The 14,132-nt window shown below is 65.3% G+C and carries 13 protein-coding genes; 7 read left to right on the top strand and 6 right to left on the bottom strand.

Annotated elements, in window-relative coordinates:
* The first annotated feature begins 189 nt into the window (after nucleotides 1-189).
* The 6 genes from ACQR03_RS28345 (at nucleotide 190) to ACQR03_RS28320 (ending at nucleotide 6,973) form a co-directional block, all read left to right on the top strand.
* Nucleotides 190-945, top strand: coding sequence for an alpha/beta fold hydrolase (locus ACQR03_RS28345; RefSeq protein WP_015669966.1), 756 nt, complete (start codon nucleotides 190-192; stop codon nucleotides 943-945).
* 55 nt (nucleotides 946-1,000) lie between these two features.
* The gene (locus ACQR03_RS28340; protein WP_316159289.1) at nucleotides 1,001-2,008 is read left to right on the top strand and encodes an aldo/keto reductase; all 1,008 of its coding nucleotides are present in this window, start codon (nucleotides 1,001-1,003) and stop codon (nucleotides 2,006-2,008) included.
* Nucleotides 2,009-2,210: 202 nt separating this feature from the next.
* Nucleotides 2,211-5,099 carry an ATP-binding protein gene (locus tag ACQR03_RS28335; protein ID WP_315706375.1) on the top strand — a complete coding sequence of 963 codons (2,889 nt, stop codon included), beginning with the start codon at nucleotides 2,211-2,213 and terminating at the stop codon, nucleotides 5,097-5,099.
* A gap of 512 nt (nucleotides 5,100-5,611) precedes the next feature.
* Entirely contained in the window at nucleotides 5,612-5,842 is a 231-nt protein-coding gene (locus ACQR03_RS28330) for a helix-turn-helix domain-containing protein (protein WP_083938734.1), read from the top strand.
* A gap of 73 nt (nucleotides 5,843-5,915) precedes the next feature.
* Nucleotides 5,916-6,110 carry a JAB domain-containing protein gene (locus ACQR03_RS28325; RefSeq protein ID WP_315752322.1) on the top strand — a complete coding sequence of 65 codons (195 nt, stop codon included), beginning with the start codon at nucleotides 5,916-5,918 and terminating at the stop codon, nucleotides 6,108-6,110.
* A gap of 149 nt (nucleotides 6,111-6,259) precedes the next feature.
* The gene (locus ACQR03_RS28320) at nucleotides 6,260-6,973 is read left to right on the top strand and encodes a hypothetical protein (RefSeq protein ID WP_315752254.1); all 714 of its coding nucleotides are present in this window, start codon (nucleotides 6,260-6,262) and stop codon (nucleotides 6,971-6,973) included.
* Between the two features lie 11 nt (nucleotides 6,974-6,984).
* Here ACQR03_RS28320 and ACQR03_RS28315 read toward each other — a convergent pair whose 3' ends face one another.
* Nucleotides 6,985-7,845 (bottom strand): DMT family transporter, encoded by an 861-nt coding sequence (locus tag ACQR03_RS28315; RefSeq protein ID WP_315715304.1) that lies wholly within the window; start codon nucleotides 7,843-7,845, stop codon nucleotides 6,985-6,987.
* Between the two features lie 85 nt (nucleotides 7,846-7,930).
* Here ACQR03_RS28315 and ACQR03_RS28310 point away from each other — a divergent pair, with 85 nt between their 5' ends.
* Nucleotides 7,931-9,406: a PLP-dependent aminotransferase family protein gene (locus ACQR03_RS28310; protein ID WP_434842054.1), complete on the top strand. Its 1,476-nt coding sequence runs from the start codon at nucleotides 7,931-7,933 to the stop codon at nucleotides 9,404-9,406.
* A 3-nt stretch (nucleotides 9,407-9,409) separates the two neighbouring features.
* On the opposite strand, the gene ACQR03_RS28305 is transcribed toward ACQR03_RS28310, so the two are convergent.
* The 5 genes from ACQR03_RS28305 to ACQR03_RS28285 form a co-directional block, all read right to left on the bottom strand.
* The gene (locus ACQR03_RS28305; protein ID WP_315715302.1) at nucleotides 9,410-9,739 is read right to left on the bottom strand and encodes a hypothetical protein; all 330 of its coding nucleotides are present in this window, start codon (nucleotides 9,737-9,739) and stop codon (nucleotides 9,410-9,412) included.
* A gap of 107 nt (nucleotides 9,740-9,846) precedes the next feature.
* Nucleotides 9,847-11,499, bottom strand: a complete 1,653-nt coding sequence (locus ACQR03_RS28300) for a PAS-domain containing protein (protein WP_434842053.1) — start codon at nucleotides 11,497-11,499, stop codon at nucleotides 9,847-9,849.
* Between the two features lie 159 nt (nucleotides 11,500-11,658).
* A complete protein-coding gene (locus ACQR03_RS28295) occupies nucleotides 11,659-12,255 on the bottom strand; it encodes an AprI/Inh family metalloprotease inhibitor (protein WP_315715433.1) in 597 nt (198 codons plus the stop codon).
* 92 nt (nucleotides 12,256-12,347) lie between these two features.
* Nucleotides 12,348-13,331, bottom strand: a complete 984-nt coding sequence (locus ACQR03_RS28290) for a 2-hydroxyacid dehydrogenase (protein ID WP_315825482.1) — start codon at nucleotides 13,329-13,331, stop codon at nucleotides 12,348-12,350.
* A complete protein-coding gene (locus tag ACQR03_RS28285) occupies nucleotides 13,331-14,059 on the bottom strand; it encodes an ABC transporter permease (protein WP_315715432.1) in 729 nt (242 codons plus the stop codon). Before ACQR03_RS28285 ends, ACQR03_RS28290 begins: the two co-directional genes overlap by 1 nt.
* Between the last annotated feature and the right edge of the window lie 73 nt (nucleotides 14,060-14,132).

The following is a 14,132-nucleotide window of genomic DNA, read 5'->3' as shown; positions in this document are numbered from 1 at the left end:
TAAAAGAAGTAAAAGGCAAGCAAAGCAAAAGGTTGGAGCACGCGCACCGCCGCTTCGAAAGCTGCTCTCATCGAAGATGAGCAAGATGCGTCCATCGTCGCGCAGGAATCGGGAATACCGCAACTTCTCAGCTGCGCTAATGAAGCTCATCAAACGGCAATGTCGCCGTATCAAGGATCGGAGCCTGCTATGAAGCCGCTTATTTCCGCGCTTGTTGCAATGTCGATCGCAACGGCCGTCCCCGCGGTGGCCGCCGAGAAGACCGTTTCCATCGTCCTTGTCCACGGCGCTTTCGTCGACGGCTCGGGCTGGAAGGACACCTACGACATTCTCTCGAATGCGGGCTATGAAGTGCTCGTCGTCCAGCAGCCGACGATCTCGCTTCGTGACGATGTCGCGGAGACCGAACGCGTGATCGCCAAGGCGCGGCATCCGGTCATCCTCGTCGGACATTCCTATGGTGGCATGGTCATCACGGAGGCCGGCGACAATCCGAAGGTTCAGAGCCTTGTCTATCTCGCGGCATATGCTCCCGACGCCGGAGAGTCTGTCAGCACGCTGTCGGAAGGCTCAGTGCCCGCCGGCGAGCAAAAGGGTCCGCTCGTCGTCGAAGGCAACTTTATCTTCGTCGACCGCGACAAATTCCCGACCTCTTTCGCCGGCGGCGTCGACGCTGCGACCGCGCGCTTCATGGCTGCGGCGCAATTGCCGTTTGGATTGCAGGCGGTGCAGTCCAAGGTCGACCGCGTGGCCTGGAAGACCAAGCCGACCTATTACATGGTCACGATGGAGGATCACATTATCCCGCCGACCTGGCTGCGCACCATGGCCAAGCGCTCGGGCGCGAAGGTGACGGAGATCAAAAGCGGCCACGCGGTGATGCTGTCGCATCCGCGCGAGGTCGCGGCCTTCATCAGAAGCGCGGATACCTCCGCGACCGAATGAGACGGGCGGCGCCGCGCACGGGCGGACTTGCCTGTCGCAGACGAGGACACGCAACATGGCCCTCAAGAATATTCTGCCGGGAAGATTGGGCTTCGGCGCGGCGCCGCTCGGCAACATGTTTCGCGACATCCCGGAGCAGGAAGCGCTCGCGACGGTGAGTGCGGCCTGGGACGACGGCATCCGCTATTTCGACACCGCGCCCTTCTATGGCGCGGGTCTTGCCGAGATCCGCATGGGCGCCGCGCTCGCCGACCGGCCGCGAAGCGATTATGTCGTCAGCACCAAGGTCGGAAGATTGATCCTGGACGAGATCGAGGATGTCGGCGCCCGCGACCTCGGCGAGAAGGGGGATGTGTTCAAATACGGGCGTCCGAACAAGATTGTGAACGACTATTCCGAAGACGCGACGCTGCGCTCGATCGAAGACAGTCTGAAGCGGCTCGCGACCTCCCACATCGACATCGCCTTCGTGCATGACGTGGCGCAGGACTTCTACGGCGACGAATGGCTTTCGGTGTTCGAAAGCGCACGCAAGGGGGCGTTCAAGGCGCTCGACCGGCTACGCGACGAAGGCGTGATCAAGGCGTGGGGCCTCGGCGTCAACCGGGTCGAGCCGATCGAACTGCTGCTGGCGCTGGAAGAGCCGCGCCCCGACGGCTTCCTTCTCGCGGGCCGCTACACGCTGCTCGACCATGCGAGGGCGCTTCAGCGTGTGATCCCGATGGTTGCGGAGCATGAGCTCGCGATTGTCGTCGGCGGCCCCTACAGTTCGGGCGCGTTCGTCGGCGGCCCGAATTTTGAATATGCGCCGGCGCCCCCGGAAATCATCGACAAGGTGGGGAGGATCAAGGCAATCGCCGACCGCTACGGCATCAGCATGAAGGCGGCGGGCCTCCAGTTCGTGCTGGCTAACCCGGTGGTGGCTGCCGTCATTCCCGGCGCGAGCCGTCCAGGCCGCATTGCCGAGGATCGCGCCGCGCTCGAGGAAGTCGTCCCCGTCGATTTCTGGCGCGAGCTGCGCTCGCAGGCGCTCGTCAACTCCGCAGCTCCGCTCCCCGGTTGAAGTGGGTGTGAGAGGGTGGTTCGCCGAGGTTCCGACCAATGAAGCGTCGAGATTGTGAGCACAGCGGTTCTTCGCAAGCCAAAAAAATAGCCACACCCGCGTGGTTTTGCGCAGCGGTCGTGAAAGTCAGAACGGCTCACTTCAACAAGTTTGCAGTGCATGATAATACCAAGCGATCTCTTCGATCGATTGGCAATGCGAAATGCGGACGGCCAGACGGCAACGGGGCGCACCTCGACAGAAGCTGACATTCAGCTTCGGCCCGTTTCGACTGGTCCCCGGCCGTCAGTTGCTTCTTCTAGACGAGCGCCCCGTCAAGATTGGCGGACGCGCCTTCGAGCTCTTGCGGCTGCTGGTGCAGCGCCGCGGCGAGCTGGTCAGCAAGAACGAGCTGATGGCGGCAGCCTGGCCGGGCACGTTCGTCCACGACAGCAATCTTAAGGTCAATATGTGGAGCTTGCGGCGCTCGCTGGGAGATACCCAGATCGAGCCCATCTACATCGCGACCGTGGCGCGGCGTGGGTACAAGTTCATCGCCGATGTCCGGGTCGGCATCGGCGAGATCGAGGGGGAGCCTGCGCTGGCCGATCCGCTCCCGCTTTCGCATGCGCCATCGCCGCGCGGCATCGTCGGCCGCGAAGCCGATATCGTTGAAATCGCCGATCTGCTCGCCGAGGACAGGCACGTGACCCTGACCGGCGCAGGAGGGATCGGTAAGACGACCGTAGCCCTGGCCGTCGCCCAGGCGTTCGTGTCAAGGTATCGCGACGGCGTCTGCTTCATCGATCTCGCGACAATCTCCGATCCTACTCTGTTCGGCGCGGCGCTCGTGACGGCACTCGGTATCCGAGGCAATACGGACATGGGGCTGGCTGCTGTCCTCGACTATCTGAGGCCGCGGCAGATGCTGCTCATCCTCGACAATTGCGAGCATGTGCTGCCAGCCGCCACGATCTTTGCCAGCAAGTTCATGACGGACACATCGCCATCCCGGCTGCTTGCCACGAGTCGCGAGCCGCTCGGCACCACCACTGAGCACGTCGTGCGGCTTGGCTCTCTATCTGCTCCGAGTTCAGGCCTTGGGCTGTCGGTGGATCAGGCCGTCAGATTCCCGGCGGTGGAGTTGTTCGTTCGACGCGCCGCCGAATGGTCGGATTACGAGTTCGTCGACGAGGATTGCGACGCCATCGCAGCGGTCTGTCATTCGCTGGACGGGCTTCCCCTAGCCATCGAATTGGCTGCCGCCCAGATCGGCAGGTTCACCCCGCGGGAGCTGTTGGTCGTCCTCGATCAGAGGCTTGGCTTTAGCGCGACCGGGGCCGCCGCCGGGCCGCCGCGCCATGAAACCCTGATGGCAACGATCGATTGGAGCTACCGGCTGCTGTCGCAGACGGAAGCCAGGCTCTTCGCCCTGCTGTCAGTGTTCAGTGACGGGTTCGAGCACGAGGATGCGGTCTTCGTCGCGGAAGCGGCAGGTCTCACGCCGATCGACGTCGCGACCGCACTCGGCAGTCTCGTCGCCAAATCACTGTTGAGCGCGCAGGCGCGGGGCGCGAGCCTGCGCTACCGGCTGCTCGATAGCACGCGTCGCTATGCCGCCGAGCGGCGTCGGGGCGATCCGGCGTGCAGCGGGGCGATGCGCCGCCATGCGGAGCGCATGGCTGCGCTGTTCGAGCAATCCGAGGAGGATTGGAAATGGCGCGAGCCGACCGATTGGACCGAGCGCTACCTTGGCCGCATTGCCGATTTGAGAAGTGCGCTTTCATGGTCGTTCGGCGAGCAGGGCGATGACATCCTCGGAATCAGGCTTGCGGTTGCTGCGATCACCCTGTGGTCGGAGACCTCCATCCTGTCGGAGGCGCAAGCGCGGTTGGAGGTCGCACTCGCGTTGGCCAAGCGCGTTCCATGCGACGATCTGTCCAAGGCAAAGCTCGCCTGTGCCCTCGGATGGAGCCTCTTCTACGCCCGCAAGAGTTCGAACGAGAACGAAGTCACCTGGCTTGACGCAATCGCATTCGCAAGGCGTGCTGACAGTGTCGACCTTCAGCAGCGCGCGCTGACGGGTTTTGCGTTCTATCTGCTCCAGATCGGCGAGATCGCACGTGCCATCACTTATCTCGAGGAGGCCACCTCGCTGGCCGACCGAGACCCCGATTCGACGGCGACATCCGAAGCCGACAAGGCCCTGGCCTGGGCCCACGCCTTCGCCGGCGAATTAAGCAAAAGCCGGCCGGTTCTCGATCGTCTCGCGTCAACCCATTCGCTAGTCCGGGGGCGTTCGCGCAAGGATGCGAATGAGGTCTACCGCTTCATCACCGTCCGCACCAACATGCCTTTTGTAGTGTGGATGCAGGGGCAGGCCGACTACGCCGCTCGACTGGCGCGTGAGGCCGTTGATGCTGCGGACCGCGGTGGCCATTGGGTGTCGCAGTCGAACGCACTTGGGCTCGCCGCACTTCCTATCTCGCTTGAAATCGGCGATCTTGACGCGCTCGATATGTTCACGGAACGCCTGCGTCGCAATCTGGAACGCGAGCGCATCTGGCGCTGGGTTTCGGTCGAGCGCTATTTCTCCGCCTGCCTGCGCGAATTGCGCAGCGATCCGCGCGCGGTGGAGGATATTCGGGCCGCGATTGACGAACTGATCGAATGCCGCTTTCTGATGCGGATCGGCAGCTATCTGGCTTTCCTCGCTCGTGCTTATCTGCGGCAAGGGCGGATCGCGCAAGCGCGTGACGCCGTCACGCGCGCCATCGACTATCAGGAAAGGCAGGGCGAGCGCTGGTGCCGCTCGGAACTTCAGCGAGTCAATGCATCTATCCTTCTTGAGGATGGCGAAACAGTCCGCGCTGAAAAGCTATTAAAGGAGGCGCTGGCTGAAGCTCGCGCTATCGGCGCGTTAACTTTCGCGCTTCGGATCGCCACCGACCTCGCCGCTCATTGGGCGGCGACAAACCGCGAGATAGACGCGGTTCAATTGCTCGCTCCGATTTTTGGCGAATTCACCGAAGGGTTTGGTACGCAAGACCTTGTTCGTGCCTCCCGATTGTTGGCTCAGATAGAGAACCGTACAAGTGGCGTAGGACTCTAAAAACATGCCCCCGAGCACAAGTTGGTGCAACTGGCAAGCCATCGGTCAGAAGGGCTACGAGTTCTGATTGGATTTTTACTCGACTTCTGGAGCGCGGCAAATGCCTCGGGCATCCGCTACTCTCGCGGATACTTCCGCTTCTGGTCCATCTCTGACCTTGCCACCGACGCCGGCTGCGTCCGGTGTTGGAGGGAAAGCGGACCAAAACGCGATTGCGCTGTGACGGTCGCTTTTGACCCTAACTCTGTGAAAACGCCGCGGGTCCGAGTTCCGAGCTCGATCCGGGCTGACGAGAAGGATCTTCCGGAGGTCCTTCGGCTCGAGCATGTCCTTCGTGATTTTCACGTGCTCGATCTCGTCGAAATATTCGGCTCGATCTCGGGTTGACGTGGACGATACGCCTTTGCGTGGCCGTTAGCCTTCTCTTTCACTATCGACAATGCATCCAGCTTCCGAGAGCGGTCAGGACCGTGAATTACTGAATTCATGGTCGCGTGATCGGGAGTGCGGCAATGGACGATCGAAAATATCTGACGCCAGAGGAAGTCTCGGAGCGCTACCGTGGCGCGGTCAGCGTCGGGACCCTTCGCAACTGGCGAGCGATGCGCGTCGGACCCGCCTTCGTCAAAATCGGGAAAGCGGTCCTATATCCGGTTGGCGAACTCGATGCTTGGGACAAGAGAAACATGGTGTCCTGCCGTGCGCCAGGACGATCACCGATGACTGGGCCTGATCAGGCGTGATGATCACGATTTGGCGTGCACTACCGTCCCCACTCTCCGTCCCCCGCTTGATGGTCGGCCTGCTAAATCCGTTATTCTTCAATTACATAGCTGCGGCGCTACGCTCATGCACAATCACCCTTCGGGCGATCCGACGCCGTCGCAGGCCGACATCCGGATGACCAAGACGATCGTGGAGATCGCCAAGCCGCTGGGCATCACGGTTCACGACCACATCATCGTCGGAAGGAATGGCCACACCAGCCTGAAGAGCATCGGGGTGATGTGAAGGCGCGACGCCGACGAGACGACGCATGCAGCGTGCTGCGGTCGGAGCTGCCAAAAGATCGCCGCGGGATGGACGAAACGTCGGGCCGGTTTGAACCGGACGTCTTCCCGCGCCGGCTAATGCGGGCGAAGCGTGGAGAGGAATGACGGATGCGCGCGCCCTTCATCGGACTGATCCTGAGCGTCCTGACCGTCACGGCGGCGGCTGCCTACGACGCCAACGATCCCGCCAATTGCAATGGCATCGGCTGGGACGATGCGCGGCCGCTCGTCGTCGCCAAAGTGAGCGGCCAGCCACGCGTGAACTTCGTCAAGAGCCCCTATGACGATGACTTCAAGGCCGCAGGCTGTCCCGCTGCGACCGACGCCTGCCGGAAGAAGGCTTACCTCGTCCGCGACGACCTCGTGCTGATCGGAAGGACCCGCGGCGATTTCGTCTGCGTCAGCTACCAGCAGCCGCATGCGAAGGCCCAGATCTGGACCACCGGCTGGTTGCCGCGCGCAGCCCTCACCGCTGTCGAGCCGATGGCCGCGCCGGCGACGGCCGACTGGTCCGGAAGCTGGGAGCACCCTGGAGGGGGACTGACGATCAGGAAGGAGGCCGGCAACCGGCTCAGGATCGAAGGCGATCAGGTGTTGCCGGCCGGGCGCGAGTTGCGCAACGGATCGCTCGGCGCGACGGCAGAGCCCAAGGGCGGCCTGATCGCCTTCGTCGACGACGGCAGCACACCGTTCGAGCGGCCGAATGCCGGCGACGAGTGCCGCGTGCGCCTGCAGCGAATCGGCGCGCTTCTGCTGGTCGAGGACAACAATGATTGCGGCGGTGCCGGCGTCAGCTTCACTGGACTCTATCATCGCAAATAGCCGCCGACGGCTCATGCCCAGCGGCGCGCCATTGCCACACAGAGGACGACGATTCCGGCTGCGGCAATCATCGTTGCCGACACCGGCTCATGCAGCAGCAGGCTCGCGAAACCGAGGCCGAGGAAGGGCTGCAGCAGTTGCAGTTGGCCCACCGTCGCAGTGCCGCCGCGCGCGAGCCCGCGGTACCAGAAGGCGAAGCCGACGAACATGCTGAAGACGGAGACGTAGGCGAGGCCCAGCCACGCCGCGGCCGTGATGTCGTGTGACGCGCCGGGCAGCGTCAGCACCGCCATCGACAGCATCAGCGGTGCAGACAACAGCAGCGCCCACGAGATCACCTGCCAGCCGCCGAGCCGGCGCGTGAGCATGGCGCCCTCGGCATAGCCCAGGCCGCAGACGACGATCGCAGCGATCATCGCGAGATCGCCGATCGGCGCCGCGACGCCGTCCCGCGACAGGGCGAAGCCCGAGACCGCCGCAGCGCCAAGTGCTGCGAACAGCCAGAACAACGGCCGCGGCCGCTCGCCGCCGCGCAGCACGCCGAACAAGGCGGTCGACAACGGCAGCAGACCGACGAACACGATCGCATGGGCCGAGGTGATGTGCTGGAGCGCCAGGGCGGTGAGCAGCGGAAAGCCGATGACGACACCGAGCGACACGACCGCCAGCGACATCAGGTCGCGCCGGCCGGGAAGCGGCTGCCGCAACAGCGTGAGACAAAGCGCGCCCAGCACGGCCGCGAGTGTCGCGCGTGCGCCCGTCAGGAACAGCGGCGAAAAACCCTCCAGTGCCGCCCGCGTCGCCGGCAGCGAGCCGCTGAAGATCGTCATGCCGATGATGCCGCTCCCCCAGCCTTCGATCGATCCCTTCATGCACGGCTCCTCCTTGCAGATCCCATAGCCCGATCGGGCTTGTTGCGGCAGCGACAGACCGATACAATTTTGACAATCTGTACTGATGCAAAGGGCAACACACTTGGGACCAGGGACGCCCGATTCCCGCCGAGGCGGCTCGCGGACCATCGCCGTGGTCGATGCGATCCGGCAGCGTCTGGCGACGCGCGCGCTCAGCGCCGGCCAGCGCCTGCCCTCGATCCGCGCCTTCGCCGCGGCGATGGGCGTGTCGCCGGCCACGGTGGTCGAGGCCTATGACCGGCTCGCCGCCGAGGGCGTGATCCGTGCCCGGCGCGGCTCCGGCTTCTATGTCGCCGACACGGCGCTGCCGCCGCTGGCCCTCGCCGATCGCGAGCCGCGCCGTCCGCGCGCGGTCGACCCGTTCTGGGTGTCGCGGCAGTCGCTCGACGCCGGACCGGGAACGCTGACGCCCGGCTGCGGCTGGCTGCCGGCCGAGTGGATGCCGCAGGACGCGCTGCGGCGCGCGGTCCGCGCGCTGGCGCGCAGCGCCGGCCCTGTTCTGAGCGATTATGGCGGAGCGCGAGGATCGCCGGCGCTACGACGGCTGCTGCAGGGCCGCCTTGCCGGCATCGGCATCGACGCGTTCAGCGAGCAGTTGGTGCTGACCTCGTCCGGCACGCAGGCGATCGACCTGATCTGCCGCATGCTGCTGCGTGCCGGCGACGCCGTGCTGGTCGACGATCCCTGCTATTTCAACTTCCTCGCGCTGCTGCGCGCGCATCAGGCGCGGATCATCAGCGTGCCGATGACGCCGGGCGGACCCGACATCGCGCAGTTCGAGGCGATACTCGCGGCCGAGCGCCCGCGGCTCTACATCACCAATTCCGGCCTGCACAATCCGACCGGGGCGACGCTGTCGCTGCAGACGGCGCACCGGCTGCTCAACGCCGCGTCGGCGCATGACACGATCATCGTCGAGGACGACATCTACGGCGATTTCGAACCCGAGCCGTCGCCGCGGCTCGCCGCACTCGACGGGCTGACGCGGGTGATCCTGGTCGGCAGCTTCTCCAAGACACTGTCGGCCTCGGTGCGCTGCGGATACATCGCGGCGCGCGCGGACTGGATCGAACCGCTGATCGACCTGCAGATCGCGACCGGCTTCGGCGGTCCCGGACAATTCGCCGCGGAGACCCTGACCCAGGTGCTGACCAGCGGCAGCTACCGCAAGCACGTCGAGGAACTGCGCGCACGGCTTGGGCGAGCACGGCCGCGCGTGGCGGCACGGCTGCAGCGCATCGGTATCGCCCCATGGCTGATGCCGCGCGGCGGCTTTCATCTGTGGTGCAGGTTGCCGGACGGCTGTACGGCAATCGAGGTGGCCCAGGCCGCGCTCGATGAACACGTGGTGCTCGCGCCCGGCGACGTCTTCAGCGCGGCGCAATCCGCCGCGACGATGATGCGCTTCAACGTCGCGCATTGCGAGGATCCGCGCGTCATCAACGCGCTGGAGCGCGCGACAAAGCCACCGGCCGCGCGTTCGTCGCGCCACCAGGCGGTCAATTCAGCCGACCGATAAGACTTAGTAGCAGTAGCGCGGGTGTGCGCGGACCCATGAGCCGTCGCCGCGCTGCAAATAGCAGCCATTGCGATAGGAATAATAGCCGCCACGACGGCGCTCGCCATCGGCCGCGATTGCAGCTCCGGTACCGGCCCCGATCACGGCGCCGATCGCAGCGCCCCGGCCGCCGCCGATCGCGCCGCCCAGGATCGCTCCGCCGGCGCCGCCGAGGATCGCTCCGCCGAGTACGTCCTGCGCGGCAGCCTGATGCACCGGCGCGACGACGGCGAGCGTGAGCAGCGCCGCAGCGCCGAGGCGGGTAGCAAAGGGAATCCCCAGACGTCGGATCATGGACAGGCCTCCGTTCCGGGCACGCTAGTCCGCCCGGCGTGGCCGTTCTTGATGCAGATCAAGGCGACGTCAAGGCAGGGCAATCCACGGCCTTGCCACGTGACGCATCATGCCGCCACGCGCTGATCCTGGGTGCGGTCCTCGATGATGCTGAGGAGATATTTCGGCTCGCCCTCGCCGATCGAGACCGGCAGCCGGCGCACGACGATGTCGCGCGGACCGTTCCCGGGTGTGAGGATGCTATGGGCTCGCGGCTCATCGTCGCCGCGCCCTGCGAGCTGGTCGCGGGCGGCTTCCTCGAGGATTGCGCCGGTCGGCGCGGAGAACAGTTCGCCCGGCGTGCGGCCGATGATGTCGGTGCGTGGCACGCCGAACAGGCGCTCGGCGGCGCGATTGACGAACATGTAGCGCAGCGACTGCGCATCCTTGGCCAGCACCGCCTGCGGGATGTTCTCCAGCAATGCGGCGAGGAAATATTCGGCGCGCGCGAGCTTGCGCTCGGCACGGCGCTGCGCGGTGAAATCCTCATGAGTGGCGATCCAGCCGCCGCCGTCCATCGGACGCTCCGAGATGCGGATGATGCGGCCGTCGGCGAGCTCGACCTCGACGATCTCGGCCCGTCGCTCCTTCATGCGCTCCCGTAGCGCGGCGAGGAACTCCGACGGCTTCTCGCGCAGCAGGCCCAGCTTGGCGCGATGTGCGAGAATCTCGCGTACATGCGCACCGGGCTTCGCAACCGAGGCAGGAAGGCCGTAGAGCATGCGGTACTGCTCGTTGACGATCAGCACGTAGCCGAAGCTGTCGAGCATGATCAGGCCCTGGGCCATGTTGGCGACCGCGGCATCCAGACGCTGCTGGTTGCTGAGCGCGCCCTGCTCCAGCCGCTCGTGCTCGCGCAGGATGTCGGCGTGCTGGCGCTCGATCTCGACCTCGTGCTGCTCGAGCTCCTGAATCCGGAAGGCGCCGTTCTGGAAAGTCTCCACCGCATGGGCGACCCGTCCGATCTCGTCATGGCGCCGCGCATGGGGAATCTTGAGCTTGATGCGGCCGGCGGCGATGCGGTCGGTGACGCGGGCGATGTCCAGCAGCGGCATCAGCACGCCCCAGCGCAGCGCCAGCGCCGCGGCCGCGATCAGCACGATGATCACCGCCCCGAGCGCGCCCAGATAGAACGCGGCCATGCCGCGCGCGTCGGCCGCCTCGCCGAGCTCGCGGGTGCGGTCGGCATAGAGCCGCGACAATTTCTCGAGGTCCTCGTTGAGCGCGGTGCGCACCGCGCGATTCTCGTCATTGTCGCCGAGCTCGCGCGCCGCCGACGATCCGACCGAGATCGTCTGCCGCGCCATCTCGGTGCGGAATGCGACGAACTGATCGATCCGCTTCCTGAACGGGGCGAACAGCGCGGCGTCGTCATCTGTGACCCGGCTTTCCCATTCGTCGACCACCTTGCTCAGCTGCGCGATCTTCGCAAGCTGCGAATCGGCGTAGCGCCGCGCGACGGTGCGGTCCAACGACATGTAGATGCCGCGCGATTCCATCACGACCGCGTAGATCAGCGCGTTGGTGCGCTCGATGTTGCGGGCTGCAATGGAAAGCGCTTCGAGCCGATCGTAGAACAGGCGCTGCTCGCGCAGCGCCGACAGCGCGCCCAGTGTCGACAGCATCACCAGGACGGCGAACGCGGCCGCAGCCGCAGAGATCTTGTCGTTGAGGCTGAACGACGGCAGCGACCTGTTGAACCGGCGCAACAACTCACGCATGGCGGTCCCCCTCGATGGAGTACAACCATCAGACGCAAGATGCGTAAACAACAAGTTCCAATCAGTGGAACAGGCGTGTAACCGGCCGTTAACCAAATCCGATGCCGGAAGAAGCTTGCCCGCCGCGCGGCAAGGGCGCTCAACGGCGCGCGTCTCGTCCTACTGCCTGAGCATGATCAGCGGATTGGCGCTGTCGGGCACCAGCCGCCACTGCGCATTGTCGTCCGCCTCGAACCGCCAGGTCTCGCCGCGGTCCGACATCAGCATCATCTGGCCGTGCTCGAGCCGCCACTGGCTCGGCGCGAACGCTGCGATCATGGGGTCGCATTTCGGCTTCACGAACACTTGGAAATTGTCGTGGCCGGCGTCGTTGTTGGTCAGCACCAGGCTGCAGATCGTGGCGCCATTGCCGCGGACCATCGCCCAGTCGCCGATCATCTGGTCCATCGATTTCGCCAGCGACCGCGCCGCCGCCAGGTTCTGCAGGATGTAGACGCCTTCGCCCTGGCGCAGTCCCTCGAAGATGCCGGCCTCGACCTCGGTGAAGTCGATCACCGCTTCGCCATTGGCGGCCTGGAGACTGACGATGTCGAGGCCCTTCACGTTCCAGCCGGCGATGTCCTTGGTGAAGGGCAGCGCGGCGGCGCAGCTCGGCTCCAGCTCGAGCTTCTGCCCGCGCGGCGCCGCGTCCGGCTTCAGGGTCACGACACAGGTCTTGCTGCGCTCGGTGGTCGCAAGCTCCCACTGCCCGATCATCGCTTTCTTCAGGCCGGCGGCGTCCTGCGCGACGGCAGGGACGCTCGCCACTGACGACAGCAGCGCGATCAGCATTGGGAGCGAGCGTTTCATCAGCGGCCTTTCACCGGCGTTTCCGGAACGGGCGTCAGCGGCGGCTTGCCGGCAAACCAGACCTTGAGATTGTCGACCACCAGCTGATCCATCGCGTTGCGGGTTACGATGGCAGCCGAGCCGATGTGTGGCAGCAGCACGACATTGTCCATCGCCTTGAGCTCGTCGGGTACCGCCGGCTCCTTCTCGAACACGTCGAGGCCGGCCCCGAGAATCGTGCCGGACTTCAGCGCCGCGACCAAAGCCTGCTCGTCGATCACCGAGCCGCGGGCGACGTTGACGACGACGCCCCGCGGCCCCAGCGCCTTCAGCACCTCGGCGTTGACGATTTTGTTGGTGCCGGCGCCGCCGGGCACGATCACGATGAGCGTGTCGACGTCCCTGGCCATCGCGAGCAGGTCGGGATAGTGCTTGTTGGTGACGCCCGCCGCCGGGTTGCGCGAGTGATAGACCACCGGCACCAGCGAGGCTTCGAGCCGGCGCGCGATCGCCTGGCCGATGCGGCCCATGCCGACCATGCCGACGGTGCGGTCGCGCAGCGAGCCGACGCTCAGCGGATAGGGCTTCGACGTCCACTCGCCGGAGCGCACGAAGCGGTCGGCCTTGATGAACTCGCGGCAGGTGGCGATCAGCAGACCGAGCGCGACGTCGGCGACCTCCTCGGTCAGCACGTCCGGCGTGTTGGTGACAATGATGCCGTGCTGGCCGGCATGGGCGGCCGCGATATGGTCATAGCCGACGCCGAAGCTTGCGATCATCTCCAGCTTCGGCAGCATCGCCATCACGGCGGCATCGGTCTTCACGGTGTGGAAGGTCACGGCGACGCCGCGGATCCGCCCTTTCACGTCCGCCGGCAGCGCTTCGAGATCGGCCTGCGTCGTCGCATGGTGCACGGTGAAGCCGTCCGGGAACCCTTTCTCCAGGATCGGCCGCAGCGGCCCATAGATCAGAACATCGATCTTGTCAGACGAAGTAGCCGCCATCAGTTGTCCTTTCCAAGCGCGCTCTCGTGCCAGCGCCGCAAAACGAGGTGCGAAACTAGCGCCAGCAAGCCATAGATGACAATCCCGGCGACCGACAGCAGCACCAGCGCTGCGAACATGCGGGGTATGTTGAGACGATAGCCGGATTCGGCGATGCGATAGGCGAGCCCTGAGCCCGCGCCGGCGCTGCCCGCGGCGATCTCGGCGACGACGGCGCCGATCAGCGACAGGCCGCCGGCGATGCGCAGACCGCCCAGAATGTAGGGCAGAGCGGCGGGCAATTTCAGATAGCGCAAGGTCTGCCAGCGCGAGGCGCCGTAGAGCTGGAACAGGCCGGCGAGATTGCGATCGACCGAGTTGAGCCCGAGCGCGGTGTTGGACAGCACCGGGAAGAAGCCGACGATCCAGGCGCATACGACCACCGCGGTCTGCTGCGGCAGATAGATCAGGAGCAGCGGCGCGACCGCGATCACGGGGGTGACCTGCAGCACCACGGCATAGGGAAACAGCGCCCATTCCAGCCATCTCGACTGGTTGAACAACAGCGCCAGCGCGATGCCGCCGAGCGCGGCAGCGATGAAGCCTTCGAGCGTGGTGACCAGTGTCGTCAGCAGCGACTGCGCCAGAATGTCCCAGTCGGCAACCAACGTCTTCAGGATGAGCAGCGGGCCCGGCAGCACATAGGGCTGGATGCCGTTGACGCGCACCACCAACTCCCACGCCGTCATCGCTGCGACGAAAACCAAGGCCGGAAAGGCGAGGCTCGCCAGCCGCTCGCCCGCAACGGATGTCGCTCGCTCG

Source organism: Bradyrhizobium sp. HKCCYLS3070 (assembly GCF_051167575.1).
Taxonomy (GTDB): domain Bacteria; phylum Pseudomonadota; class Alphaproteobacteria; order Rhizobiales; family Xanthobacteraceae; genus Bradyrhizobium.
The sequence above is the reverse complement of the archived record's forward strand: the minus strand, read 5'-3'. Positions and strand labels throughout refer to the sequence as shown.